Annotated in this window: 25 protein-coding genes; 8 read left to right on the top strand and 17 right to left on the bottom strand. The window is 35.1% G+C overall.

The genetic code is table 11. From position 1 onward, the window contains the following. Positions 1 to 162: 162 nt before the first annotated feature. Positions 163 to 1,701 carry a SulP family inorganic anion transporter gene (locus GTR01_RS16945; RefSeq protein WP_160138960.1) on the bottom strand — a complete coding sequence of 513 codons (1,539 nt, stop codon included), beginning with the start codon at positions 1,699 to 1,701 and terminating at the stop codon, positions 163 to 165. A gap of 608 nt (positions 1,702 to 2,309) precedes the next feature. On the opposite strand from GTR01_RS16945, the gene GTR01_RS16940 reads away from it, so the two are divergent. Together GTR01_RS16940 and GTR01_RS16935 are read left to right on the top strand one after the other, a co-directional pair. Then, on the top strand, positions 2,310 to 2,735 hold the full coding sequence (locus GTR01_RS16940) for a transposase (RefSeq protein WP_160138959.1): 426 nt from the start codon (positions 2,310 to 2,312) through the stop codon (positions 2,733 to 2,735). 38 nt (positions 2,736 to 2,773) lie between these two features. Continuing rightward, on the top strand, positions 2,774 to 3,097 hold the full coding sequence (locus tag GTR01_RS16935; RefSeq protein WP_228452269.1) for a helix-turn-helix domain-containing protein: 324 nt from the start codon (positions 2,774 to 2,776) through the stop codon (positions 3,095 to 3,097). A 450-nt stretch (positions 3,098 to 3,547) separates the two neighbouring features. Here the strand turns inward: GTR01_RS16935 and GTR01_RS16930 are convergent, their stop codons facing one another. The 8 genes from GTR01_RS16930 to GTR01_RS16900 form a co-directional block, all read right to left on the bottom strand. After that, a complete protein-coding gene (locus tag GTR01_RS16930) occupies positions 3,548 to 4,378 on the bottom strand; it encodes a hypothetical protein (RefSeq protein WP_160138957.1) in 831 nt (276 codons plus the stop codon). 460 nt (positions 4,379 to 4,838) lie between these two features. Next, positions 4,839 to 5,060, bottom strand: a complete 222-nt coding sequence (locus GTR01_RS16925; protein WP_160138956.1) for a phosphate ABC transporter substrate-binding protein — start codon at positions 5,058 to 5,060, stop codon at positions 4,839 to 4,841. A 343-nt stretch (positions 5,061 to 5,403) separates the two neighbouring features. Then, complete coding sequence (locus GTR01_RS16920; RefSeq protein WP_160138955.1) at positions 5,404 to 5,937, bottom strand: DUF6584 family protein; 534 nt, start codon at positions 5,935 to 5,937, stop codon at positions 5,404 to 5,406. 12 nt (positions 5,938 to 5,949) lie between these two features. Further along, the gene (locus GTR01_RS16915) at positions 5,950 to 6,627 is read right to left on the bottom strand and encodes a hypothetical protein (protein ID WP_160138954.1); all 678 of its coding nucleotides are present in this window, start codon (positions 6,625 to 6,627) and stop codon (positions 5,950 to 5,952) included. Between the two features lie 121 nt (positions 6,628 to 6,748). Continuing rightward, complete coding sequence (locus GTR01_RS16910; protein ID WP_160138953.1) at positions 6,749 to 7,156, bottom strand: hypothetical protein; 408 nt, start codon at positions 7,154 to 7,156, stop codon at positions 6,749 to 6,751. A 26-nt stretch (positions 7,157 to 7,182) separates the two neighbouring features. Next, complete coding sequence (locus tag GTR01_RS16905; RefSeq protein WP_160138952.1) at positions 7,183 to 7,764, bottom strand: hypothetical protein; 582 nt, start codon at positions 7,762 to 7,764, stop codon at positions 7,183 to 7,185. A 46-nt stretch (positions 7,765 to 7,810) separates the two neighbouring features. Next, on the bottom strand, positions 7,811 to 7,957 hold the full coding sequence (locus GTR01_RS24665; protein ID WP_228452268.1) for a hypothetical protein: 147 nt from the start codon (positions 7,955 to 7,957) through the stop codon (positions 7,811 to 7,813). Between the two features lie 22 nt (positions 7,958 to 7,979). Continuing rightward, a complete protein-coding gene (locus tag GTR01_RS16900; RefSeq protein ID WP_228452267.1) occupies positions 7,980 to 9,329 on the bottom strand; it encodes a TROVE domain-containing protein in 1,350 nt (449 codons plus the stop codon). A 57-nt stretch (positions 9,330 to 9,386) separates the two neighbouring features. Here GTR01_RS16900 and GTR01_RS16895 point away from each other — a divergent pair, with 57 nt between their 5' ends. The 3 genes from GTR01_RS16895 (at position 9,387) to GTR01_RS16885 (ending at position 10,589) form a co-directional block, all read left to right on the top strand. After that, on the top strand, positions 9,387 to 9,587 hold the full coding sequence (locus GTR01_RS16895; protein WP_160138951.1) for a hypothetical protein: 201 nt from the start codon (positions 9,387 to 9,389) through the stop codon (positions 9,585 to 9,587). A gap of 253 nt (positions 9,588 to 9,840) precedes the next feature. Further along, positions 9,841 to 10,287 carry a VOC family protein gene (locus tag GTR01_RS16890; RefSeq protein ID WP_160138950.1) on the top strand — a complete coding sequence of 149 codons (447 nt, stop codon included), beginning with the start codon at positions 9,841 to 9,843 and terminating at the stop codon, positions 10,285 to 10,287. Between the two features lie 155 nt (positions 10,288 to 10,442). Then, a complete protein-coding gene (locus GTR01_RS16885; RefSeq protein ID WP_160138949.1) occupies positions 10,443 to 10,589 on the top strand; it encodes a hypothetical protein in 147 nt (48 codons plus the stop codon). A 160-nt stretch (positions 10,590 to 10,749) separates the two neighbouring features. On the opposite strand, the gene GTR01_RS16880 is transcribed toward GTR01_RS16885, so the two are convergent. The 3 genes from GTR01_RS16880 to GTR01_RS16870 are packed head-to-tail and all read right to left on the bottom strand — an operon-like array spanning position 10,750 to position 17,315. Further along, on the bottom strand, positions 10,750 to 12,099 hold the full coding sequence (locus GTR01_RS16880; protein ID WP_160138948.1) for an SWIM zinc finger family protein: 1,350 nt from the start codon (positions 12,097 to 12,099) through the stop codon (positions 10,750 to 10,752). A 4-nt stretch (positions 12,100 to 12,103) separates the two neighbouring features. Continuing rightward, positions 12,104 to 14,800, bottom strand: a complete 2,697-nt coding sequence (locus GTR01_RS16875) for a DUF6493 family protein (protein WP_160138947.1) — start codon at positions 14,798 to 14,800, stop codon at positions 12,104 to 12,106. Further along, on the bottom strand, positions 14,781 to 17,315 hold the full coding sequence (locus tag GTR01_RS16870) for a DUF6493 family protein (RefSeq protein WP_160138946.1): 2,535 nt from the start codon (positions 17,313 to 17,315) through the stop codon (positions 14,781 to 14,783). Before GTR01_RS16870 ends, GTR01_RS16875 begins: the two co-directional genes overlap by 20 nt. A 457-nt stretch (positions 17,316 to 17,772) precedes the next feature. Between GTR01_RS16870 and GTR01_RS16865 the strand changes: the two genes are divergently transcribed. The 3 genes from GTR01_RS16865 to GTR01_RS16855 are packed head-to-tail and all read left to right on the top strand — an operon-like array spanning position 17,773 to position 19,445. Next, entirely contained in the window at positions 17,773 to 18,198 is a 426-nt protein-coding gene (locus GTR01_RS16865; RefSeq protein WP_160138945.1) for a MarR family winged helix-turn-helix transcriptional regulator, read from the top strand. A 6-nt stretch (positions 18,199 to 18,204) separates the two neighbouring features. Continuing rightward, the gene (locus GTR01_RS16860) at positions 18,205 to 18,549 is read left to right on the top strand and encodes a GIY-YIG nuclease family protein (protein WP_160138944.1); all 345 of its coding nucleotides are present in this window, start codon (positions 18,205 to 18,207) and stop codon (positions 18,547 to 18,549) included. Then, on the top strand, positions 18,546 to 19,445 hold the full coding sequence (locus tag GTR01_RS16855) for an alpha/beta fold hydrolase (protein WP_160138943.1): 900 nt from the start codon (positions 18,546 to 18,548) through the stop codon (positions 19,443 to 19,445). Before GTR01_RS16860 ends, GTR01_RS16855 begins: the two co-directional genes overlap by 4 nt. A gap of 13 nt (positions 19,446 to 19,458) precedes the next feature. On the opposite strand, the gene GTR01_RS16850 is transcribed toward GTR01_RS16855, so the two are convergent. The 5 genes from GTR01_RS16850 to GTR01_RS16830 form a co-directional block, all read right to left on the bottom strand. Further along, positions 19,459 to 21,432 carry an AAA family ATPase gene (locus tag GTR01_RS16850; RefSeq protein ID WP_228452266.1) on the bottom strand — a complete coding sequence of 658 codons (1,974 nt, stop codon included), beginning with the start codon at positions 21,430 to 21,432 and terminating at the stop codon, positions 19,459 to 19,461. Between the two features lie 106 nt (positions 21,433 to 21,538). Beyond that, positions 21,539 to 22,090, bottom strand: coding sequence for a 3'-5' exonuclease (locus GTR01_RS16845; protein WP_160138941.1), 552 nt, complete (start codon positions 22,088 to 22,090; stop codon positions 21,539 to 21,541). 69 nt (positions 22,091 to 22,159) lie between these two features. After that, positions 22,160 to 22,705 carry a 3'-5' exonuclease gene (locus tag GTR01_RS16840; RefSeq protein ID WP_160138940.1) on the bottom strand — a complete coding sequence of 182 codons (546 nt, stop codon included), beginning with the start codon at positions 22,703 to 22,705 and terminating at the stop codon, positions 22,160 to 22,162. Positions 22,706 to 22,845: 140 nt separating this feature from the next. Next, positions 22,846 to 23,409: a metallophosphoesterase family protein gene (locus tag GTR01_RS16835; RefSeq protein WP_160138939.1), complete on the bottom strand. Its 564-nt coding sequence runs from the start codon at positions 23,407 to 23,409 to the stop codon at positions 22,846 to 22,848. A 134-nt stretch (positions 23,410 to 23,543) separates the two neighbouring features. Further along, complete coding sequence (locus tag GTR01_RS16830; RefSeq protein ID WP_228452265.1) at positions 23,544 to 24,527, bottom strand: peptidase; 984 nt, start codon at positions 24,525 to 24,527, stop codon at positions 23,544 to 23,546. Between the last annotated feature and the right edge of the window lie 8 nt (positions 24,528 to 24,535).

Here is a 24,535-nt window from a genome sequence, read left to right as displayed (position 1 = left end):
AAAAATAAGGACTGTAGATTTATCTTACAGTCCTTGTGTGAGTTTTAAGTATTTCTTGTTGTGAATAGTGAATAGTCAATTCGCTTCGCTTGTTAGTTTCAACTATATTTCAAAAAATTCACGATTCACTTGCAAAGCAAAATTCACTTATTGATTTATACCCTACTTTTCCGGCATCACCTTATAGCTAGGGTCTTCCTGAATATTAACTTCTACTACAGCTTCAGCAGTTTTCAACATTTTGCGGCAGTCTTCACTAAGGTGGCGAAGTAATACTATTTTCCCTTGTTGTTTATATCGTTTTGATAATTTATCTACTGCATCGATGGCACTCATATCTACGATTCGACTTTCCTTAAAGTCTACCACCACTTGCTCAGGATCATTTATTGGATCAAATTTATCTGCAAAGGCTGTTGCAGAACCAAAAAATAATGGCCCATATATCTCATAATGTTTAACTCCATTTTCATCAATATATTTTTTGGCACGAATCCTCTTGGCATTATCCCAGGCAAAAACTAAAGCAGAAATAATCACTCCTACCAAAACAGCAAGGGCAAGATTATGCAGAACCACGGTAATTAAAGCAACAGTAATTCCTACAAATATGTCTGATTTCGGCATTTTATTCACAATTCTGATAGAAACCCACTGAAAGGTACTGATAGAAACCATCATCATTACTCCTACTAAGGCCGCCATCGGAATTTTCTCAATAATAGGGGCTCCAAACAAAATAATCAATAAGATCATGATAGAAGCGATAATTCCTGATAGTCGTGCTCTAGAGCCTGCATTAAGGTTTACCAAAGTTTGGGCAACCATTGCACATCCTCCCATTCCACCGAAAAAACCGTTGCTAATATTAGCTAATCCTTGTGCTACTGATTCTTTGTTGGCACTTCCTTTAGAATTGGTTATCTCATCCACCATCGATAAAGTTAACAATGATTCGATAAGACCTACACCAGCCATAATTAAGGCATAGGGAAAAATAATCTGCAGGGTCTCCAGAGTGAAAGGAATCTGTGGTATATGAAAACTTGGAAGATTTCCACTGATATGGGCGATATCTGCTACTGTTTTCGTGGGAATATTAAACCCAAGAACAATGGCAAATACAACAATAATCGCTACTAAAGATGCAGGAACAGCTTTTGTAAGTTTTGGAAAAAAGTAGACAACCGTAATAGTAAGCACCGTTAAACCTCCCATGATATACAAAGGCATTCCCTGAAGCCAATTTACAACTCCATTAGCATCTGTAATTTTAAACTGCTCAACCTGCGCCATAAAAATAATGATCGCCAATCCGTTCAGGAATCCGTACATAACCGGTTGTGGAATGAGTCTTACAAATTTTCCTAATTTAAAAACTCCAACAAGTATTTGAAGGATTCCAGCCAAAGCTACGGTAGCAAAGAGATATTCGATGCCGTGAGATTTTATGAGTGCAATTAAAACAACAATGGTTGCTCCGGCTCCTCCAGAAACCATCCCCGGGCGGCCTCCCAAAACAGCCGTTACCAATCCCATTAGACAAGCAGCATACAATCCGGTAAGTGGAGATAATCCTGCCAGAATCGCAAATGAAAGAGACTCGGGAATCATGGTCATGGCAACCGTAAAGCCTGCCAATAGTTCATTTTTATAATTTATTTTCTTCGAAAAATCGAATAAGCTGATAGTATTTTTCATTGAAATGCAAAGGTAAATACTTATTGAATGCTATACAATTTTCTCTTTTGCCTCTTTATACTACTTTTATTTAGAATAATTCACACTTCCGTTCAAATAATATGTTAATTTTAATTAAAATTAGTCCATAAACAAACTTTTTTATATTTCTCCTTGTCTTCGCTTTTAATTTTTGTTTAAATTTGAAAACAATTAAGCAGATTATTTGGTACTAAACAAGATATTCTAAACGTAAAAAACTGGTTGTCAATACACATACAACCTTTCAACACAAAAGCTTAACGTAAATAGAATTGCATGAAACAAGTTTAATAGGCTATATATTATTTACACAAATGGTAGAAAAAAGAAGTTTGAAACAGAAGAGGAGCGATTACCCGTTGGAAATAAAGCCTATACCTAAAATATCCATTTAAGATTAAGCTGTCCTAACCTATTTCCAAAGACTTTATAAGTCGCATTAAGGAATTCAAAATTTTGAATGTATCCTGCATTTTCTGATTTCAAAAATAAGTGAATTACATTCTGTAATGATAGAATAATATATATTGCCTGTTTTGCGTTTTCTTATGCATAAGTTTTAATAATATAGATAATATTAAATAAAAATGTTATACAAAGAAATCCATATTGGAAAGTTTATTAAGGAGAGGGTTGATGAAAGCGAAATAACCATGGAGAGGATATGTAAGTTCCTGGATAGAGATGAAGATACTGTAGAAGGAATGTACAACAATAGATCAATAGATGTGGATCTTCTTTTAAGATGGAGTAAACTATTAGAATATGATTTTTTCAGGCTCTACAGTTCACACTTGATTTTATATGCTCCGCCTGCAGCAGCCAACAAAAATCAGCAAAAATCTGACAAGATCCCTTACTTCAGAAAAAACATTTATACTCAGGAAATTAAGGAATTCATTATGAAAAGAATTCTTTCAGGGGAGATGACTCAAAGTGAAGTTATTAAGGAGTATTCTATTCCTAAAAGTACACTTCATAGGTGGCTTCAGAAAACTGACATTAACGGATAAATTAATAAGAGATGCGTCCCAATTATAAGAAGATATACATGGACATGCTCAAAATGGAGTATCCTGATAAATTAAAAGATCCTAAAATAAAGGAACTTCTTGGAAAGCTGGATACCAGTGAAGATGTTCTGAAATTCAATGACAGGCTTTTCAAACCTTCTAAGGAAAGCCAAAGAAACAATCAAAAACTTAAAACGTACGACAAAAAAACGATGCTTAAACTTCTTGAGTATCAAAAGAAGCATGGCCATTCTACCAGTTATATGTCTAAAAAATATAAGATAAGCAGAACTACTCTTTCCAAATGGAAACTCATGTTTGAGGAAGAGCTGGATCAAGCTATAAAAAAAGCCGATAAATAATATATCGGCTTTTTTTATAAGGTAATAGTAAGAAAAACCCGGGGCACACGTATGCCGGAGTCGAACCGGATAGCCTTGCCGGAGTGACCGACTTCGCTATTCCTCCCCAATAGGTACGATGAAGTTTTTTCTAACGACACTTATCATTTAGAAAGGAAGCTTGAAGTGGGAAGAAAGGAAGTTGTTAAAGTCTGAAAGAATAACTTGTCGGACTTTTTAGAAAATTACGATACAAAGATTATTTCCTCCTCCCTGCTTTTGGCTTCGTTTATTTAATTTTTTGTAAATATTTATTTTTTAATAATAAAACAAGGCGACAGGCAAATAGTGATGTCGTGCTCTAACCAGCTGAGCTACTCTTCCTTTGTTTTGAGTGGAAGAGACGGGACTCGAACCCGTGTCCCCGTCGTGATGAATGAAGTAGCACTATTCTACGGCACTTGTTTGTTTTTATTTTTCTTCTTCAGCAATATAGATAGGATGAACTCTGGCATTTTCAGGGTAATCCATTAAACCAAAACTACTCCAACCAGAAGACAAATAAAGAATTCTTTCTTTCAGAAAAGGAATATCTTTGGTTTCATCATATTTAAAATTTTCATCAAATATTTGCTGAACCTCATCAATAAGTTCCGGATAAAACATTTGGTCTTCTTCATCAAAGACTTCGATATGAATATCAAGATGATTCCTTAGCTCATTTAATAAATAAGTTCTGAAATCCCAGCCCATAACAATAATATCAGAAGACCCCATTGAAATAATTGGCTTCCATTTAAGATTTTCATCACTTACAATATATCGGAAACCTCTTAAAGGTAAAAGAGCCGGAACATGAGAAAACCATTCTTCAAAAATTTCTATTCTCCTATCCAAAGATGCGGGTTTTATCCCCCATGACTTCAGCCAAACCTGACTTTTTTCATCAACATCGTGCTTCATCCAATTATAAGAGCCTTTTATTATTTCCGCAACTTCCTTTTCATCAGCAAGCCAATTATAGAAGAATGTACTTTCTTCTATAATCAGTTCTCCCTCATCTTCATATTCAACAATTTCTTTTTTATCAATAGCATGAAGGATTTTTAAAAACTCCCGATGCTCTGGTGTAAACCGAACTTCATACTTATACTCGATCTCGTTAATCTGTTCATCTGAAAGGCCTTGCCATTTGGCACCGTAAAATCCATTGAGACAATTCTCATCATCTACAGACCATATTTTTTCTGTACGTTCTTTGACCCAGTATAAAAATTCAGTCAGATTAATTGGTATATCCATTGTTATTAATTTTAAAAATAAAAAGAGGCAAATTTTGAAAAGACATTTACAGATCATTTTCATGATCTTCTGGAGTTGAACCAAATAAACCGAAGTAAGCCTTTTCTACGGCACTCTTATTATAATCAAGGTAAAAGTATGGAATCCTTTCTTTCATTTGCTCTATCCTATTTTTGAGCTACATCCCGTTTACAACAAGAATGACAGGAATTGAACCTATAACCTAATGATGTGGTCGAAGTATGATTCCTAAACGACACTTGATTTATACTTTTTTTGCTTTCCATTTGTATTCGTTTCAAATATGATTACAAAATGATAATCAAAAACAGCAAGGCAATCAGCTAAACAGACTCGTATTAACGGCGTGCTATCTTTATACCATCTGCTTTCGCAGAACAGGACTTGAACCTATACCTCTGTTACCCCACGAAGTAGTTCTGTTTTACGGCACTTGCTTTTAATTTTTCCATTGGGTTCTTCTGAATTTCTTCCAGTTTCGCTGAAACTTGGTATATTTTGCGTTCACCACTTCTAATCCGTGTGGAAAACAATACGAACATCCTAAATCGTTTCCGTATTGGAATCTGGAAATCTGTACCCCGGAAATTTTCTTCGGGAAATCAATCCATTCATATTCATTGATTCCGAATTTTTGTCTTAAAGTTTTAATTTTTTTCATGAGTATTGAGTATTAACCTCAATACACTGCTTCTTTAAGATCTGGTTTATAATTATTCATGGTTATTAGTTGATGTTACAAATTTATCTGGTTACTGCGCATTCTTTTTACGCAGTTCATTTTTTTTATAAAAACCAAGCAAAAAATCATAAGAGTAATTAATGGTTTCAATTGGAAGTTGACGATGAAACTCTTAGCTACGGCATTGGTTTATTTTTACCGGATAACTTGGTGAAAGACACTGTCAGTTTTGGAATCGAAGTAAATCTTTCTTACGACACCGGTAATATTTATACTGCAAAATTACATAGTAAGTACGCATCCTTTTTACGTAGTTTATTTTTTAATAGGAAAATAATGATTTTATCAACTCAAAAAGTTTGAAAATCCCTAAAATAGGAAGCGATATCAGAAATACGATCAACATTATGAACATTAAAGTATTTAGAAATCCTGTTTTGGCTTCCGACTTTGGATAATTGCTGCTCTCTCTGTTTTTAGGTTTAAAATCAGGGATATGTTTTGTTTTATTGAGGCTATCTTTCTCAAGTTCAGCCAAAATATTCACGGCATATTCATTAAGGAGAGTTTTATTTCCTCTGAAGACAATATCTTTTAAAATAGCATTTCCAGAATTGCTTAATGTCTTTCTGTAGAGCGCAACAGCTTTTTCCATTTCCTCATTTTCAGGTTCAGATAAAATCCAGAACTTTCCGGCTTCATCAAGAAATCCTGCGTTATAATAAATCTGGCCTAATCTAGTTCTCAAAGAAAGATCATTTGGAAACTGGTTGATTAAATTTCTTAATCTGTCACAAGCTTTTTTCTTTTTTCCTTCTTTCAAATCTTGTTCTATTCTATCAAACAGCTTTTCCATGGTTGTATCTTTTTATTCAATACCGGACATGTGTTTTGAAATTACCTCGGCATTGTTGATATTCATTTTCTTCAAAATATCTAAAATTCTATTTTTAAAACGGATCTGATGTTGGATCACTTTTCCCAATTCATTTTGAAATTCTGATTCATCAACTTCAAATTTTATTTTTACATTTTTCACCTCATTAATATTAGCTTCTGTATAATCTGAAAAACTGATGACTCCATTTTCTCTTTTATACAAAACCCAGGGATGTCCGATCCACATTTCTGCCCATCCGAAAGATCTGTTATCTATAACTTTCTCCCAGTTTTCAATATTTTCCATATCTCCACAGCAGCTTGGCTGAATAAGAACTTCATCATCTTTTTTCAATACAATTCCACCATCAAAAGATAATACAAAACCATTTTCATCAGGGTCTTCAAATTCTACTTCACTAAGTTTTCCAGCTACAATCATTTGTAAACTTTCATCATCAATGGTTTCAATATCTACCAGATTGGAACCTTTCTGAATCCCATTAAAATTAAGGGTAAGCCGTGATGCTGTTTCTGTCAGTTTCAAAAAATACTCTTCCGGATCAGGATACTCAACGGCTTCCGGTAATTCAAAGTCTTCTTTGGAATATTTTAAAGGATTAATTTCAATGGTGTTAATAAGCTCTATCATAATATATCTCTGCATTTTCTAGCCCCGATTGCAGTGGCATCCTTTTTCTGAATTGCCCTAAGGCAGGCGAAAAAGATATAGCGGAAAGCGGGAATAAGCTCCTAATATACTAATTTTTATAAGGCTTATTTTGTTTTTAAATTTCTATAAATAGCTTACCTCCTTTTTGGATAACATTTTCCACGAATCTTTTAAAAACAGGATAATAATATTCTTCAAAATCCTGATCTGCCTTTTGGCTATTCTTTATGGATTCTAAAGTTCTCAGAAAATCATCAGCTTTTATTTCTTCGGTTTCATGGTCACGCCATCCTATGTACTCTGTGTAATGCCTTACAAACTCGGGCAATTGTCTGTATTCACAGAAAGGAATTCCTTCATAATACCAATAATTAAGGTAGCTTCCGAAACTATCACCACCAAAAGTTACATATTCTTTTTGGCCTTCAAATTCTGTCCACAATGCATATTCGGCACCACAATCAGGGGCTCCGCAAACAGAGCATATACAGAGATGGGTAAGATCTTCTACGATTTTTTCCATTTTAATTATAATGAATTGGGTATAATTTAACTGATATCAAATCTTCCTTTTCGGACAAATACTTCATAATAATCCCAGGCATTAAGCTTGTTAATTTTTTCCAGAACATCTGTTAATGTTTCCCGTTGCATTGGTTCCAAGCCTATCTTCAGTATATCATCTGTGCAATACTCATGTATCTTATTTCTAAATTCAGGGCTCATTACATGCTGACGTATTTTTTCCAGAACCTGCATTCTAACGGTTAATAATAATTCATCCTCCCAATCCTTTAGTTCTTTTTGAACATACATGGTATCATACCTTTCAAATTCAAATGGAGAAAAGCTTGTACACCAATCGCCCCAAAGGGATTCTTCAAAGCTCCCTGTAAAGATCTCCATGGTATTGCCATCAATCGTAATGACTGAATCCATATTCAGATGGTCATTTTTTATAGATTTAATACATTCTTCAGCATCCTGATGAATCTTTAACCCATGAAAATTGACTACAAAAAAATCCTCTCCTTCATCAAAGCATAATGATTTCTTAAATTTGAATTGAAAAGATTCTTTCCCTATCCGTACAACATTTACAAACACGGGATATTTATTGATAATCTTCATGGGTTTATTTTTTAGGAATTAAGGATAACTGAAGTAGCAGTGCCTTTTACAGCACTACTTTTTCAATCATTTCTATGGCTGATTTTTGGTCTTCTAAGGCATTCAATACATCGAAAATCTTGTCTGACCAGCCTGCAATAAGGTATACATCATTTCTTTTAACATCAATAGGCTGTCTGCCGTATCCTGCCAAATCAAAAATATAAAGTTTAGCTTTAGGGAGCCATCGATTTATACTTACTCCATGTATCTTCAAAAGAGTTTCCTCTTCCGCTGCTATCCCACAGTTGTGTATCGGTAAACAACATTACTTTATCTACGATTTCTTTTCTTTTGATCAAATCTTCGATCACCAGGTAACCATTCGTAGAATATCCTACTTCACCTTCCCTTTTGTAGAAGGCATCTACATTGTTCAAAATGCCTTGTTTTGGCATCGCAACACGCAGCCATCGGTCACCAAAGATTCCTGTAGTCACATTCTGACACTTCGACTGCAGGATCATAGACATCAGCAAACCAATATCATATAATAATACTTTACTCCTAGGAGAAACTGATTTCTGCATAGAACCTGAAACGTCTGCCGCAATCACTACCGAAGTATTGAACCCAAAACCTTTGATATTCTGTGCGCTTACCACTACTGCTTCTTCTAATGCATTCCAAACAGAGGATAGATAAGGAGAATCAATCTTTTTCAATTCTCTATACGCAGCCAGGAAACGAAATGGCAATTGTTTTGAATTGCGCACTGCTCTTTCATCTGACAAATAATTACAAACCTTACTCATTGCCTCTGGAGATACTCCGGCTTCAAGAATATTTCTTAGGTTTCGTAAAGTAGCCATATATCCCAGTTTATTACTGAAGATCAGTTCTTCCCATTTGCTTTTGAAAGCCTGTTTCTTTTCAGCTTCGTTTACAAACTTTTTCTGACCCAATACTGAAAGTTCTACTTCCCATGTATAAGGGGTTTCCAAAATATCATTTACAATCTTGTTGAAAATGGACTGTTGGTTTTCATCTTTTGCTTTTGGATGTACAAGAAACAAAGCGTCTTTTAAGGTTACTTCTCCTTTTCTGTTGTATTTAGCAAACTGATATTCATCAAATTTATTGAAAGACTTTGCCAGACCTTTCTGGATCTGCTTGGACAGTCTATTCAATTTTTTGGTCTCCGTTCTTTCATTAGCAAGCTGATAATACGCTAACAATTCTGTAATTTCATCTGCTCTCTGAACCACGCCATCTACCGTTTTGCTCACCAGACCGTTACCAGAAGTTTCCTTCGCTAATTCTGTGGCCAAAACTAATGGAATAGAACGTAGATGCATATCTTTTCTGGCATATACAGCAAGTTTTGCAACAAATTCCGGATCGTTTTTCTGAATCAGAGATTGTATTCTCTCTAATCTGTCATTTCCTTTTTCATACGTAATATCTGACAGTCCTGTTGTCACTACAGCACTGTACAATTCTTCTGCAGGTGTCATTACATAAGCTTTTGCACCTTCGTGGTTGGTTACCACTATTTTTTCTTTTCTTAGAAAGTTAAATTTCATGAGTTACTGTTTTTAGTGTTAAACATGGGAAGAGTTTTGCTTCCTCTCTGATTTCTGATGCAAAGTAAGAACAGTATTACGCAGTCTTTTTGCGTAGATTATTTTTTTGAAAAAAAATTACTTTTTATTTCAAGCGGGGTTGATGAAGGATTTGAAGATCTCTCAGATGTTGCTGATAAGGCCGATTTTAAGTTTTGGCTAAAGCCAATGGAATTTGATGGTTTATTGTTTGGTCGGGCTAAGGCCCGCCCCTATTGATGTTGATATCCTAATAAATAATTTATGTTTACAAAAAAGCCGGGCTAAAGCCCGCCTCTATTGATGTTGATATCCTGATGCATAATTGTTGTTTAACGGCAAGATCTTTTATCTTTTATCTTTTATCTTTTATCTTTTATCTTTTATCTTTTATCTTTTATCTTTTATCTATCATTCATTTTCATGAAAGAAATCGGTATTACAAGGCTGTTATACGAGTGTTTTCTAGCTTTGTGGTATTAAAATTAAAGCTATGATTAAAGGATTATACGAAACCCATGTTCAGGTAAGTGATTTAGAAAAAGGAATTCAGTTTTATACTGAAGTATTGGGGTTGAAATTGGCACATAGAGATGAAACAAGACCTATTGCATTTCTTTGGATTGGAGAAGGAAAGGAGTTTATGCTTGGATTATGGGAGCAGAAAGAAAACCTTCAGACAAGACATTTCGCGTTTACCAGTACTAAGGAAGACATTTTGAATTATTCCGTAAAGTTTTTAGAGAATAAAAATTTAAAGCCTTATAATTTTTTGAAAAACGGTAGTATAGAACCTATGGTATTTGCGTGGATGCCTGCATTGGCTATTTATTTTAATGATCCGGATGGTAATCAGCTTGAGTTTATTTCCATTCTGGAAGGAGAAAGTAAGCCGGAATTGGGAGTACTTTCTTATGAAGAGTGGATGAATCTTCAATAAAACTTAAAATGAATTCAGATATCCTTTACACAAAAGATCCCAGTCAGTTTCTGGCTGTAGTTCCGCAAAAGAATAATGACGACATTGTTTTGCTATGTTTAAAAGGACTTACTTAGATCACAATCGGGCATCATAGTTTTGAACTTGGCCCGACTATGATCGCTATTCTTTCTCCCGGTAAGATTTTTTCAACAGAAAAAGCTTCAGCTGATCTGGAAGTCATTCAGCTGTATTTTGATCAATCATTTCTCAACAAAACTTTTATACAGGAAGAAGTTATCAATCAATTTCTGGAGGGATAGAAGGTACACAAAATGCATCTTTAGTTTTATACGGCACATTTTCACTAGCTCCTTTTTTTGCTATTATCGCTCTTGTCTCTGTTAAAAAATAATTCCTTATTAAATCTATTGCTATTCTAACGAACTTCGGCAAGCCCTTAGGGCTTGCCGAAGTTTAGATTTAATATACTAGATTCACCATTTTCTTCACCGCCAACACATGTTTACAAGGCCCTCTTTCGCCCTGATACTTGCTAAACCATTCACAGGTACAGCGTTCTTTATCTTCTTCCAGAATTACAGTATGATGTACACCTGTACCTTCTACTCTGGCTTCTGTTCTTTCTTTGGTATTATTTAAAATCTCTACTTTTCCTTCTTCAATCAGCTTTTCAGCATTTTTCATTCGAGGATTCAACCCTAAGATCCGGCTCAGTTTAAAAGGTAATCTGCGGTAGAAAAATTCATTATCATCCAGATCATATCCAAGTAATCCCATAGCAGCCAATCTTCTTGTTAAGTTTTCTGTTTTACTTACACTAAGATTTTCTTCTATTGTCAGAGTTGTTGCATTGAACGACTGATTGGCATAGGCATATTTATCTAATGCATCCATCCATTCATCAGGAACTTCTGTAGTCAGGCTGTTTAACAAGGCTCCTTCACCTGAGAATCCGCGCCAGCTTTCTCTTGATAAAGAAAAGCTGAATCTTATATTTCCCATATAGAGCTGCCAAGTGGTAGATTGCATATTCGGATGTGGAAACACCTGCATAGAATCAATATACGGAAGCAAAGGTTCCAGCAAACGAAGTCTATGAAGACCTCCAATACAAACAGCATCAACGGATTTTACAGGAGAGAACATTGGTTTGTTTCCTCTTACAATCAGATAGTAATCTGACTTCACTACTCCTTTTGGCATTCCTCTGAACAACTGCTGGGTCTGAATCTTATTAAAGGTATGTTGTTTTTCCGATTCGGAAAGATAAATCTGCACAGTTCCCAGGCCTTTTATCCATTTTACAGGCAGTGGAACTTTTCTTTCCACTACTTTTTTTTCTTCCTTGTACAGTCCCACTTCTTTTTCTCCCACAGAAAGCATAATTTGTTCGTTGGGACGAATGCTTCCCAAGGCTGTTATCATAGTCTGATTAAAGTCTACATTGGTGGTTCCGTTTTTCAGGAACTCACCATCCAGTCCACCAGGAAGAACATCTACACGGGCATATACGCCTGCACAATGGGAAAAGCCTTCAAAGCGAAGTCTTTCGTTCCCAGCAGTAACGATCGGATCTTTAAGAAGAGCCATTTGAAATGGTGATAAACTGAAACTTGATTTCACAATATTGGAAAGCGTGATGAGACAACGCGCCAATATAAAAGGCTGTCTCACATTTCCCCAAAAAAAACAGGGTACATCTGTCTTTTTCTGTATCTCGCTATATTGGGCAAGAAACAGTTCTTCAAGCGCATCTTTCTTTACGAATGAGGATGATCTTGAATAATTATAAGTAAGCATATCTTCCATACATCTATTTTTTTAGAAGATGATTGCAGATTTTTTTCAGGCTCGAGTTTTCTTTCCAGTCGTTGAGTTTTTCGATTACTTTTTTATGAGCTTCCGACTGGTTTAAAGCTAATACTTCGTGGTACACCTCCAGCAATTTCTTCAGGTTGGTAACAGGCTTATCCATCTGAAGGAGAATGTTGGAAATTAGTTCTTCCAATGCAATATTATGATTTTTACTGACATTCAGCATCTGATGTTGAATAAGATCTGTCAATCTTTTTACCGGTGCCCACTCCAATTTTTCATGAGTACCAATCACTTTTCCTAATTGCGCATTGTCTATCATCTTGTGAGAAACATGTTCCAGCCAGATTTCAGCAGCAGTTCCACGGATTGTTTTATCTCCATCCAGGAAAATGGTACCTAAAAACAGATATCCCATTTCTTCCAAAGGTTTTTTAACCTGATAAAGGGCTTGTGCTGTATTCAGTACTAGATTTCTTTCATACACTTCTGCAATACCTGAATAGAAAAGACAGCTTTTAATCACTTTAGCCAAGGCATTCCCTAATGTGTTTGGAAAGCACCACATCATTCCAATGGTTTCAGAAAGCTCTCTTGGTTCAGCAATAAAGTATTCCAGCAGCAACGGATCTTTTCTTTTTTCTACGTGATATTTTGGAATGGTAATATTCAGCTCAGTGGGATAGTATGAATTTTTCTTGCTGTCAATGGTTTTCCATTGATAAACACCTGAAAAAAACTCCCTAGGAATTGTATCATATCCAAAACTACTAAACTCTTTAAAATCTGTTCCCGGAGAACGTGTAATTCCGGCAGTCATCCACCATGCAGGATGTTCGAATTTCCCTTTTGGCTGTGGATTTTTACCAAAGAAGAAAAGCATTAGTTCTTTATATTCTCCTTTTAATTTTGCTTCAGCAAGCTGTAATGCCTCAGAAGTATTATCTAAAGCACATCGCTGCAATGCCAACTGCAAATCCAGATGGTGAGGTTCTATATCTTTATCCTGATATACCTGAAGCCTTTCTACCAAAGTAACGGGACAGATCCAACAAGGAGCATGGGTAATGGCAAATAGTAAAGGAACGCTGTCACCAGCATTTATTTTTTCATAAGTATATATTGCCAACTCCTTAAAAGCTTTCATTACAGGGCTACCTGCTCCCACTTTTGCAATAGGGCCAAGCTTTTTTTGATAGTTTAAATATCCTTCTCTTGCAGCTTCTTCATTACTGGTTTTCTGATATATTTTTTCCAGATTTTTAAGCTGATCCGGATATTTTTCCAATAAACTTAATCCATAATTAATAATAAGATTGCATATCAGGACATTCAAATACGGAACTTCCCATTTTGCAATGGTTTTACAGGCTTTAAGAAATACAGGTTCTATTAATTTTACAGACTCTTCATTGATATCATTAGCAAAGCGGGCAAAGCCGGACAAAGCTGTATCACAATGATGGCTGTATGGATCTTCTATAGCTAAGGGAAGGAAAAACATTAAATCTTCAAAACTTTCCAATACCTTAACTTTATTTTCTTCTGTGGTCAAAGATATTTTTTCTGAAACAATTGCTTCCAGCTCCTGAAGTTCTTCTTCTATATATGGATCTAAAAGAGCACGCACATTCGTCAGAATATTATCCGAGTAATGAGAAAGTGATTCTTTTATCGTTTCGGACGGAGGAATATATTTCAGAATAATCTTTGCTGCTTTTGACTGTATACTGTCATCTTTGCTTACAAATGCAGAGGTTAAAGCAATTCCTAAGACTTCAGGATCAAGTTTTTTATGTTGGAAGATCTTTTCCGTTAACGTAAGACTGCCCATCACAACGGTTTTAACTTCCTGACTCAACAAATTAGGAAGATAATGAGCAAATTCACTGCTTTTAAAAGCTGGATTTCCTACCATTTTCTTCAAATGAATAAGAATTGTATTGGCAGCTTTTGACTGCACAGACGTTAATCCGGCTAATAACTCATCCTGAAGCTCTACCAATTCATTTTCTGTTGGTTTTAAAGCTGTAAAAGCATCCATGAACCAACCTGTCACATTCTTATTGAAATTTCTGTTGGCAGCCAGGAGGCATTCTCTTAAAAATCTTTTCCTGTCGATTTTCTCTTCTAAAACAAGCTTTTGTACCAGTGGAAACCAATCTCTCTGGAATGGTAATGATTTGGATGGATATTCGCACAGATACCAAAAGTGAGTCCTGAGTGTTTCGGGATGCTGATCCAGATCTGCCGGATAATTACTCAGGTGATGTCCCAGCAATTCAGGTTTAGGCTGGATATAGCCTTTTTCTGCCCATCCTAAAATATGCTGATAATTGAAAGCTGTAAACTCAGCATCAATAGAATCATTGATAAAGTCGGAGAACCAATCTGGGCATCCCCATTCTAAAATCTGCTCTGTTTGTTCTATATTGCGAAAAAGACTCCAGTAATTTTTACCAAAGTTTTTTTGATCCATACAGACAAATGATGCAATATCAATAATAGCATGCTGATTTACAGAGCCTGCTGTATGGTAAGAATTCTTAGTCATGATGATCTTGTTGATCTCACGATCTATTTTTTTTATCGTAGGTACTAATGTCTGCTTTTCTTCTGCGGTAAGCTGCTTCAGAAAAGGGACGATCTCATGTATTTTTTCCTCATTAAGGATCTCATAAAGTCTTTCTTTCATGTGTTTTAATTTGATGTATAATTTTTTTCAGGTTATTCTCATTTTCCCATTCTTTCAAACCTTCAGCAATTTTCTCACTTACCTGGGTTCTGTTTTGATTCAGGAGCTCATAATAGAGCTCCAACAGTTTTTTGATATTAAAAACCGGTTTTTCAACTGCTGAAAGAATGGATATCAACAGTTTTTCAAAGACTTGGTTATGTCTGGTACTCAGATTAATAAATCCAGAAAGCCCATCTGTAAATCGTTTCACAGGTGCCCATTCAAAATTAATCTTTTTGCCTATAATCATTCCGAGTTCCAGAATATTAAAATCCTCTGAAACAGCCTTGTTTACTAGGGCTTCAAAAGCCATACCAGAGAATGTTTTATCTTTATTAAACAATCCTGCTGACAGAAACAAATAATGTACAGGCTGAAACGGAAGATTCAGTTTCATTAAGGCATCAAGGAATTCTATATTCCCTTTTATGTCATACTGATAGGTAGAACAGGATAAATCACTATTGTATTTGCTTACCACCAAAGATCCCGAAAAATAAGGGGTTGTATATAAAGCACGAATCAAATCATCCTGATACATTGTGTGATAAGAATTGAAAAGATAATCCAGAAACGAAGCATTTCCATGGAGTTCTTTACTATTTTCAATAGAGATTAATGATTCTGGAACTTCTTCAGTATCATTCCACTTATAGATCTTTTTATATCCCAGCTTCCAGTCGAAACTGCCATCAAGAAATTCTTTTTTATAAAGTTTTGAAAAATAGTCTTGCTCCAGAACCGGCTTGAGAAGATCAAAATATTCATCATTCAGCTGTTCTTTTGCATATTGTTCCCCTTTTTTCAGCTTCTCTTTTTTTACCCGAAGTAAAGCAATCTCCAGATCAAAAGGAATAGGCATCTCTTTTTGCAGCTGATAAATTTTTAATTTATCCACAAGAGTATTCATCGTGATCCAACAAGGTGTATGTTCCGGTACTGACAGTAACGGAAGTTGTTTATTTTCTCTTAAAAACTCAAATACACCTAAGAACAGCTGTTGATATGCTTTAAAAATAAAAGGAGTTCTTTTTTCACTCCAATTTTCGAGTGTAGGAAAACTCAAATAGGCATCCGATAATACTTTTGATGTATTTCTCTGTTTCAACAGACCATAATGAATCACAAAAGTGGCCATCAAATGTTGGAATCCTATCGTTTCTTTTCTTTTGAATGCGGCATTAAAGGTAGGTTCAAGCTTATTAAAATCTTCTTCTTCAAAAGTACCATTGAATCTTATCAAAGCATCCAGAAACAGATCAATGTGGTAAGTTTCATTATTATTAAAGATCTGAGAAGCCAGGAAAATAAAATCATCAATGGCTTCTACAGGAGTAATAGGCTGTGATATATACCATGGAGCGGCTTCATAGCTAGGTTCTTCTTTACTTTCAATGACATCATTTACCAGAAGAAATTTCGCCAGTAAAGACTGTGCATCAGAAAGAAGAGAAGCTGTATAAAATGTCAGTTCTGTCTTTATTTTTTCTGATTGTGGATCTCCGTATCTAACGATAACCTTTGCCCCTTTGGTTTGAAGTGTTTTATCTTTATTCAAAAAGACAGGCATCAAAAACAGGCATACTGTTTCATGATATTTTTTATGATCTTTTGCTATTTTCTCCAGTGCCTGAAGGAGGGCATTGACAATATTCTTCGTGGGAAGAGTCATCAAAGCTGCAGCAGCCTGCAAAAAATCTTCTGTTTTAAAATTATTTTCTGCAACTATCGGATTGATAATCTTTAATACTCCCGGAAACAACGAATGTTGTGTGGAATGAAAGATCATAAATATTTCATCCTGTAAATCCAGAATTTCTTTGTGGGTAGGTTCCAGATAAGCAAAAAGTTCAAGGAACCAGGTATTATGTTCTTTTGAAAAATTAAAATTGATTGCAGCAAGGCTTGCTTTCAAGACTCTTGAACGGTCAATTTTCTTTTCTTCAATAAGATTCTTTACAACATCTTTCCAGCTTCTGTTTTGATAAATAGAGGTAATGCTGCATTCATGCTCAAACAAATACCAGATATGGGATTTCAGAGTTACCGGATAAGCAAGGAGTATTTCTTCCGTTCTTGATGATGAGGAAAGCAAAGAGGCCCAGAATTCAGGTTGAAGAGTCAAGTAACCTTTCTGTTCCCATTCCAGCACTTTCAGATAATCGAACCCATTGAGGAACAAATGACTTTCTCCAATCCAATCAGGAACATAGGTTTCAAAAAGTTCATCAACAAGTTCTTCCGGAATGGAATGGAATCCCGGTCTCATCTTTTCATATTCCTCCTTCGTTATACTGCACGCCAAAGCTGCCAACACCGATACTGTATTGTGCCCCCATTCTTTGTTTATGTGCTTCTTCAAAATGGCAGCTACTTCTTTTCTATCTTTAGGTGTAAGATTCTTTAGGAAAGGAATAATTTCCTTGATTTTATAGTTTAAATATATAACCTTAAACTGCTCCTCAATAAGCATAAATTCATTCTTGCCCGGCTAAAATAAAGAAATTTGATTGCCCGGAAGTAAATTATCCCTAAAAAGTGAATTTTTTAACAAAATTTTAAGTTAATAAAAGCTCTTCTACCACTCGCTTTACTTCAATACCGAGTTCTCCCATTGTAAAGATATATGGAGTAAGAAATCGTAAAGTATGCCTAAAACTGGTAGTTTTATTAGCATCTCTTTGAAAAAAGGATAGAAATAAGAAAAGGAAAAATGAAAATTACCATTTGGTATACAAATCACAACATAATCATAATTTATTGATACTCAAACACATTATACCCTATTTACAGATCTTGAGTTTCCTGATTCCATTTCCGATTTTAACTGAACGCATATTCTACAGAAAAAAATATATACAAATACTTGTAGTTCATTAAAATTCATATATTTGCAAAAATAAAATACTTGAGAACTCAAATACTTTTCAATGATAAGCTCTGAATTATTATTTTTAATGAATATCAACAAACTACAATCGGTTATTGTCCGAAAGTTTGATTCTCTGAGTTCCCATGGGTTGGGATTTAATGATTTTGTGATTCTTTATATCCTTAGTCAATCTTCTGAAAGCAAAATGCGCAGAATTGATTTGGCTGAGAAAATTGGGGTTACAGCTTCCGGTATCACCCGTTTACTAAATCCTCTGGAAAAAATAGGATTGGTGGGAAGAGAAACCAATGAAAGAGATGCCAGGGTAAGCTATGTTGTGATTACTCCTAATGGAAAAAAAATATTTGAAGAAGCAAAAGTAACTGCTGAATATGCCACCAAGAATATTCTTTCTTCAAAAAAGAATAAACAACTGCAAACAGCTACTGAACTTTTATCCGAATTGGGTGGAAATATTAAATAGATCAATATGAAAAATACTATAAAACAGCAACTTCGAGAAAAGGCAAAAAACCATGTTATCACCATGGGAGTACTTGCTGTGAGAAATAATATAAATGGAAAACAATATATCAAAGGAGCATTGAATCTGGAAGCATTGGTCAATAAGATGAAGTTTGTATTACAAAGTGGCTTATACACCAATACTCAGCTACAACAAGACTGGAATGAATATGGAAGTGAAAATTTCAGTTTTGAATTTATAACCATTATTCCTACTCAGGAAAATAAATATGTTAATTACCGTCAGGAGATCTTAAAGGCAGAACGAACTGCCCTATCGGAAATTGACGGAGAACTTTACGGATTATGAACCATATTGTTGAAATAAATGAAGTTGATCTTTGCTATGAAATCTTAGGAGCGGAACATCAACAGACCATAGTACTGATTTCAGGATTGGGAAGCCAGATGATTCGCTGGGATGATACATTTTGTGAATTATTGGTACAACACGGTTTAAGAGTGATCCGGTTTGATAACAGAGATTCCGGAATGTCTGTTTTTCATTCTCATAAACCCTTGAATTTTACTGGAAATCATCAGACTTTCTTTTCTAAAATAAAAGCAGAAGATATTCCTTATTCTCTGATGGATATGGCCAAGGACGTGATTGGCTTACTTGATTATTTACAGATTGAAAAGGCTCATTTTGCAGGCAGATCTATGGGTGGAATTATCGCCCAATTATTAGGGTCGTACTATCCTGAAAGGGTTTTATCATTAACGATCATCATGTCAACATCTCTGAATCCGGCTTTACCACCTTCAGATCCTGATGTTATGGCCATGATGATGAAACCTTCAGTAGATCCAATTGCAGATAAAGAGGGTTATATTAAGGATAAGCTATTTTTTGCTAGAAGAATTTCAGGAGATTTATATAAACTGGATGAAAACTTAGAAAGAGAAATGATTGAAGAAGAGCTTACCCGCTCAAACACAAAAGACGGTATTATAAGACAACTGCTGGCCATAGCTACTTATCGGTATGATCGGGAAGTTTTAACGAGAATCAAAATTCCAACTTTGGTTATCCATGGAACTCAGGATCCTATTTTTCATCCGGATTGTGGAAAAGATATTGCAGATTCTATTCCCGATGCACAATTTATTCTGATTGAAGGAATGGGGCATTCTATTCCACCGGAATTATATCCTTCAATCTATGATCAAATTACAGAATTAAGCCCAGGAGTTAGAGCATAGTGTTGAGGTGATATTATTGTTTAAAAGTTCTCTCTACTTCTGTCAATCCCATTTTTGCCAGATGCCTGTAGATGGTTGCCAGAGTAAGATTTCTTTTTTCAGCAATTTCAAAAGGAGGCATCCCTTCATCAAATAATTGAAAGGTAATAAGGTGTGTTGGTTTTTTAACAACGGTTATTGAAGTATCTATTTCAATTTCTTTATCAAATAACAGCACATCCAACAGGTAACTGGCTTTCAATCTTTCAATGTAGTTTTCAAGATCATACAAAAAGGTTTTCGTTTCTTCATTGAATTTTTTTAAGCCTTTAGTTCCTATCGTATCCGAGTAAAGACTTTTCAAAGGCAATAAAAATTTTTCTGCAGTATTCTTATAAAAAAAGTGTACAGCGCCCTGACATTTTTCTTCGACCTCACTCCATTGAATTTCTCCAGCTATAAAATCGGCTAATTTCAAACGGATTATTCTTTTAAATTTTTCAGATACTTTAAAAAGGTGCTCGCTTTCTCTTTCAAACTCATCAGACAAAGCATCTATCTTTTCCTGATCCGACATCTTTGCCATTAGAGCTATTTCTTTCCAAATCAAGACTGTTTCTTTTATCCACGCTGCATCTAATGTCATTTGAACTTTATGCAATGTATAATCATATTTTTCATGTTCAATGATCTGTGTAAGCCTGTCATTGGCATTGGTAACCTGCTGAAAGTCTTCAATTCTATGATCTTTGAATATAGCATTCTGTGAAATTTTAGATTTCAAGACGATTCCATTCAAAGTTCTGCAACGGCTTAATGCAACATAGACCTGCCCACTGGCAAAGGATCTTCCGGCATCAATAATGACACGATCAAATGTCAATCCCTGACTTTTATGAATGGTAACTGCCCAAGCCAATCGTATAGGATATTGTTCAAAACTTCCCAATACTTCTGTTTGAATGTTTTTATCAGCATCAAGAGTATATCTTTTCTGTTCCCAGACTTCGGTGGTTACGATAATTTCTTTTTTACTTTCATCCAATACGACTTTTATAATATCTTCATCGAGATAGGAAATTTCCGCGAGCTTCCCATTGTAAAAGTTTTTATCAGGCGATGAATCATTTCTAATAAACATAATCTGAGCACCCACTTTCAGCTCCAGAGTTTCTTCCATCGGATATTGGGTTTCTTTAAACTCCCCAATCACTGAAGCTTTATACAACATAGATTCTTCATTGAGCTCCGTGAGTTTTTTCTGATTAATATGATCTGCAATACGATTATGAGAACATAGATGAATGTAGGTTTCATTTTCAGGCTCAAAATCAGGATTGTATCGGGAATTTAATTTTTCAAAATCCAGTTCGTGAAAGTCTGCATGTCTTACTGCATCGAGTATTTCTAAAAATTCTTCATCCTGCTGACGGTATACCGTTGTTAATTCTACAGTGATTAATCGTACATTTTGTAAAGCCTTGGCCGAAAAGAAAAAAGGAGTTTCGTAGAATTTTGATAAAATCCTTTCAGAATCATCTCTTACCACAGGCGGCAATTGATATAGATCTCCTATTAATAACAACTGAACTCCTCCAAACGGCAATTGATTTCGTCTTACTCTTCTTAAAGAATGATCCATCATATCCAGTAAATCAGCTCTCAACATGGATACTTCATCAATAATAATTAATTCTATTTCCCGAAAAAGATCCAGTTTTTCTTTTCTGTACTTAAAATGGGGAAACAACTCATTGATATTCATCGCAAGATTAGGATCAACAAATTCTGTGGTAGGAACAAAGGTTCGTGAAGGAATGGCAAACAATGAATGTATGGTTACTCCACCAGCATTAATTGCTGCAATCCCGGTAGGAGCAACAATAATATGTTTTTTACGTGTTTTCTTTACAAAATCATTCAGGAAGGTAGTTTTTCCAGTTCCTGCTTTCCCTGTCAGAAAAACGCTTCTGTTGGTATGTTCCAGTAGTTTGATGAGCTCCTCCAAGGGATACAATTTTTATCAAAGGTAAATTATAAAAAATAAAAGGCCATAAAAAAAGACTGAACCTTTCGGAGCAGTCTCTTCATATCAATTATTATCTATTTAGATTTTAATTATGCTGTAGGCACCAATGCAGAATCTTGGCAATATTTCTGGCATCATCTACTCCTCTGTGATGGGTTCCGTCTAATTTAAACCCAAGTTCATTCAGGGCTCTTTGCATTCCTACACTTTTTCTTACCGTAGGATGAATTTCACCGAATAATGTTTTCACATTGATATGGTCATCACTTAAAGGATAATCCACATAAAATCTTCTGGCCTGGTTCTGAAGCATATTCAGATCATAGTTTCCATAGCTTGCCCAGGTCAATTCTTCTGAATCGTATTCTGCTCTCAGGATATCAAAAGCATCATCCAGCATGATTCCTTCATTATCCAACATATTTTGAGTAAGAGTAGTAAGCTCCGTACAGAACGGGCTCACTTTTGAATGTTGGGGTTTTATTAAAATCCCTTCATTTTGAGAGATTTTACCGGTTTTTGCATTCATGATACAAACCCCGATTTCGATTATCTCACTTTCCTGACCTCTCGGCGGGTACTTTTCCCAACACGTGGCTTCAAGGTCTATAATGAGTATATTTTCTGTTGTTTTCATTGTTTTATATTTAAAATTAAAGGATGGAAGTAATGTATAGTTTTGATTTTTATACTTCCATCTAAAAAGTTATTCCAAAATCTTATTGAGAATTTTGGCGGTATTATAAGCATCGTCTGCTCCGCTGTGATGGTTTCCGTCGAAATCCATTTTCAGATGATCCAGAGCTCTTTTCAAGCCAATAGATTTATGAAGTCTGAAATGTCTTTTGAATTCATACATCACATCAAGGTATTGTCCTGAAAAAGGATTTTCAATTCCGAGCCAGTCGGATTGTTCAATAATCTGTTCTCTGTCGAAGTTTCCGTATCCGGCCCAGGTAAGAGATTCAGGGTTGTATTCATCTCTGATCTTTTCACAGGCTTCTTCAAAATAGATTCCTTTTTCTTCTATTAATTGCGGGGTAATTCCTGTTAGCTTTGTACAGAATCTATTGATTTCTGATCTTTCGGGAATGACATAAATGCTTTGTTTTTGGGAAATAGTTTTGGATATCAGATCCAATTTACAAATTCCCATTTCGATAATATCTACTTTCTGTCCGATTGGAATCCTGTCGTTTTCCCAACAGGTTGCTTCCAAATCGACAATTATGATTTCATTGGTTGTTTTCATGGTTGTGTACAATGTATTAATGAGAGCAGGATAAAGTCAATAAACCAGGTCATAAAGAATCTGGATACCATAAATATGGCATCATTTAGCTATTGATTTATTTTCTGTTTAAATTCTTTTCTCCCAAGCTCTCCTGTCTACTACTCTCGAGGGGCAAATGGTGGTGTCCATTTTTTCTTTTTCATGATTTCCTTGACTTCTTCGTAGGAAATCGGGTAAAAATTGTGGCAATCTACTCCTACATCGAAGCTCAATGCCATTTCATCATCCGGCAATGTTCCGTGTGAATGTCCGTATAGCTGCCAGACTCCACGATGTGAGCCATTCCAGGTGCGCATGGCGTAATGAAAAAGAATGATTTTCTGTTTTCCATTGCTGGTATCCGGCTCATCAATTTTCAATTCATGATAATCTCTGATGGAGGCAAATCGCTTAGGGTACGTTAAAGCTGCTCCTTCATGATTTCCTTTGATCAAATGGATGTTTCCGTTCAGCTGATCTAAGATTTCTTTTGTAAAATCCGGTTTCCCAAGACTGAAATCTCCTAAATGGTAAACCGTATCTCCGGGATTGATTCTTTCATTCCATCTTTTAATCAGTTCTTGATTCATCTGCTCCATAGACTCAAAGGGTCTTTCGGAGAATTTTATAATATTTTCGTGACCAAAGTGATGGTCTGCTGTAAAAAATATATTAGGTTTCATTGTTTTTTAATTTTTTTGTTTAGTTATTGGTAGTGTTTAGAACCACCCGTCAAATTGTAGATTTAACATTCCTCCTGAGAAGGAAAATACTAGGTCTTCAACTGGGACTTTTTCTGAAAGAAGTACTACGTTTTTTAATTTTGAAAAGCTTGATAAAAAGCGGTTTCAATTTCTTGTTGATCATTTTCAGTATATCTTCTTGAAAAATGGATCGGAATGGCTTCTTTTACCTTACACTCATTCATGATTTTTCCAGATGCAGAGGCAAAACTGTGATAATTAATCTTTGCAAATTCCTGATCTGAATCCTTGTAAAATGTTTCAATATAGACTGTATCTGCATTGCTGAAGACTTCTTTTATCTTTTTATAATTGTCTTCATCCGCAGCATGATCCATGATTACTCCTAATTTGTAACCTTCATTTCTGGTTAACAAATGAAACAAATCTGATGTTTTATACAGAGTTCCTTCTATTTCAATTTCTTTATCCGGATCATTATTTTCAAAGGCTGCTTTCAGTTCACTGATCCATTTTCCTTTCTTAAAACCAGAAGCATTTTCATGAAAAGTAACGGTATCCTTTTCTTTAAAAAGGTACGCAATGGAATCTGTTTTGTGATCAAGAATAGCAAAATCTATATTTACAAATTCATCTTCAAAAAGGAAATTCTGAGTCTTTACATATTCAATATTCCAGTAAGGAGGACGAAGGGTATAAACCTTGATTTCTTCTTTGGAAACAATTTCACGGATCTCATATTCAATAGCATCTTCTGCTATTAAATTCCAGGTATAGGATTTTAATCTTGCTTCAATTTGCTGATGAATATTTTTTGGCCCACAGATAACGACTTTTTCTCCACTTCCAATCTGATGTCTGAAAATACCATCAAAATTGGAAAAATGATCGATATGAGTATGGCTGATCAATATCGCCGATATCGCCTGCGCTTCTTTTACCGTTAATAAACTGGCCTCTCCACAATCACACAAATAGTGCTTTGCGGAGTTGGGAACTTTTATTAATATACTGATGTCTTCTTTTAAAAGACTTTTTATTTCTGCCTGTAACATTTTTTCTTTCTTTTTAAACCACAAAACCAATTTCTTTGTCATTCCGTAGG

Source organism: Chryseobacterium sp. c4a (assembly GCF_009900745.1).
Classification (GTDB): Bacteria; Bacteroidota; Bacteroidia; order Flavobacteriales; family Weeksellaceae; genus Chryseobacterium.
The sequence above is the reverse complement of the archived record's forward strand: the minus strand, read 5'-3'. Positions and strand labels throughout refer to the sequence as shown.

Bases quoted from the DNA above. Each gene is read 5' to 3' on its own strand.
- GTR01_RS16945 (WP_160138960.1), bottom strand. From the start codon at position 1,701: ATGAAAAATACTATCAGCTTATTCGATTTTTCGAAGAAAATAAATTAT.
- GTR01_RS16940 (WP_160138959.1), top strand. From the start codon at position 2,310: ATGTTATACAAAGAAATCCATATTGGAAAGTTTATTAAGGAGAGGGTT.
- GTR01_RS16935 (WP_228452269.1), top strand. From the start codon at position 2,774: ATGGACATGCTCAAAATGGAGTATCCTGATAAATTAAAAGATCCTAAA.
- GTR01_RS16930 (WP_160138957.1), bottom strand. From the start codon at position 4,378: ATGGATATACCAATTAATCTGACTGAATTTTTATACTGGGTCAAAGAA.
- GTR01_RS16925 (WP_160138956.1), bottom strand. From the start codon at position 5,060: ATGAAAAAAATTAAAACTTTAAGACAAAAATTCGGAATCAATGAATAT.
- GTR01_RS16920 (WP_160138955.1), bottom strand. From the start codon at position 5,937: ATGGAAAAGCTGTTTGATAGAATAGAACAAGATTTGAAAGAAGGAAAA.
- GTR01_RS16915 (WP_160138954.1), bottom strand. From the start codon at position 6,627: ATGCAGAGATATATTATGATAGAGCTTATTAACACCATTGAAATTAAT.
- GTR01_RS16910 (WP_160138953.1), bottom strand. From the start codon at position 7,156: ATGGAAAAAATCGTAGAAGATCTTACCCATCTCTGTATATGCTCTGTT.
- GTR01_RS16905 (WP_160138952.1), bottom strand. From the start codon at position 7,764: ATGAAGATTATCAATAAATATCCCGTGTTTGTAAATGTTGTACGGATA.
- GTR01_RS16900 (WP_228452267.1), bottom strand. From the start codon at position 9,329: ATGAAATTTAACTTTCTAAGAAAAGAAAAAATAGTGGTAACCAACCAC.
- GTR01_RS16895 (WP_160138951.1), top strand. From the start codon at position 9,387: ATGCAAAGTAAGAACAGTATTACGCAGTCTTTTTGCGTAGATTATTTT.
- GTR01_RS16890 (WP_160138950.1), top strand. From the start codon at position 9,841: ATGATTAAAGGATTATACGAAACCCATGTTCAGGTAAGTGATTTAGAA.
- GTR01_RS16885 (WP_160138949.1), top strand. From the start codon at position 10,443: ATGATCGCTATTCTTTCTCCCGGTAAGATTTTTTCAACAGAAAAAGCT.
- GTR01_RS16880 (WP_160138948.1), bottom strand. From the start codon at position 12,099: ATGGAAGATATGCTTACTTATAATTATTCAAGATCATCCTCATTCGTA.
- GTR01_RS16875 (WP_160138947.1), bottom strand. From the start codon at position 14,800: ATGAAAGAAAGACTTTATGAGATCCTTAATGAGGAAAAAATACATGAG.
- GTR01_RS16870 (WP_160138946.1), bottom strand. From the start codon at position 17,315: ATGCTTATTGAGGAGCAGTTTAAGGTTATATATTTAAACTATAAAATC.
- GTR01_RS16865 (WP_160138945.1), top strand. From the start codon at position 17,773: ATGATAAGCTCTGAATTATTATTTTTAATGAATATCAACAAACTACAA.
- GTR01_RS16860 (WP_160138944.1), top strand. From the start codon at position 18,205: ATGAAAAATACTATAAAACAGCAACTTCGAGAAAAGGCAAAAAACCAT.
- GTR01_RS16855 (WP_160138943.1), top strand. From the start codon at position 18,546: ATGAACCATATTGTTGAAATAAATGAAGTTGATCTTTGCTATGAAATC.
- GTR01_RS16845 (WP_160138941.1), bottom strand. From the start codon at position 22,090: ATGAAAACAACAGAAAATATACTCATTATAGACCTTGAAGCCACGTGT.
- GTR01_RS16840 (WP_160138940.1), bottom strand. From the start codon at position 22,705: ATGAAAACAACCAATGAAATCATAATTGTCGATTTGGAAGCAACCTGT.
- GTR01_RS16835 (WP_160138939.1), bottom strand. From the start codon at position 23,409: ATGAAACCTAATATATTTTTTACAGCAGACCATCACTTTGGTCACGAA.
- GTR01_RS16830 (WP_228452265.1), bottom strand. From the start codon at position 24,527: ATGACAAAGAAATTGGTTTTGTGGTTTAAAAAGAAAGAAAAAATGTTA.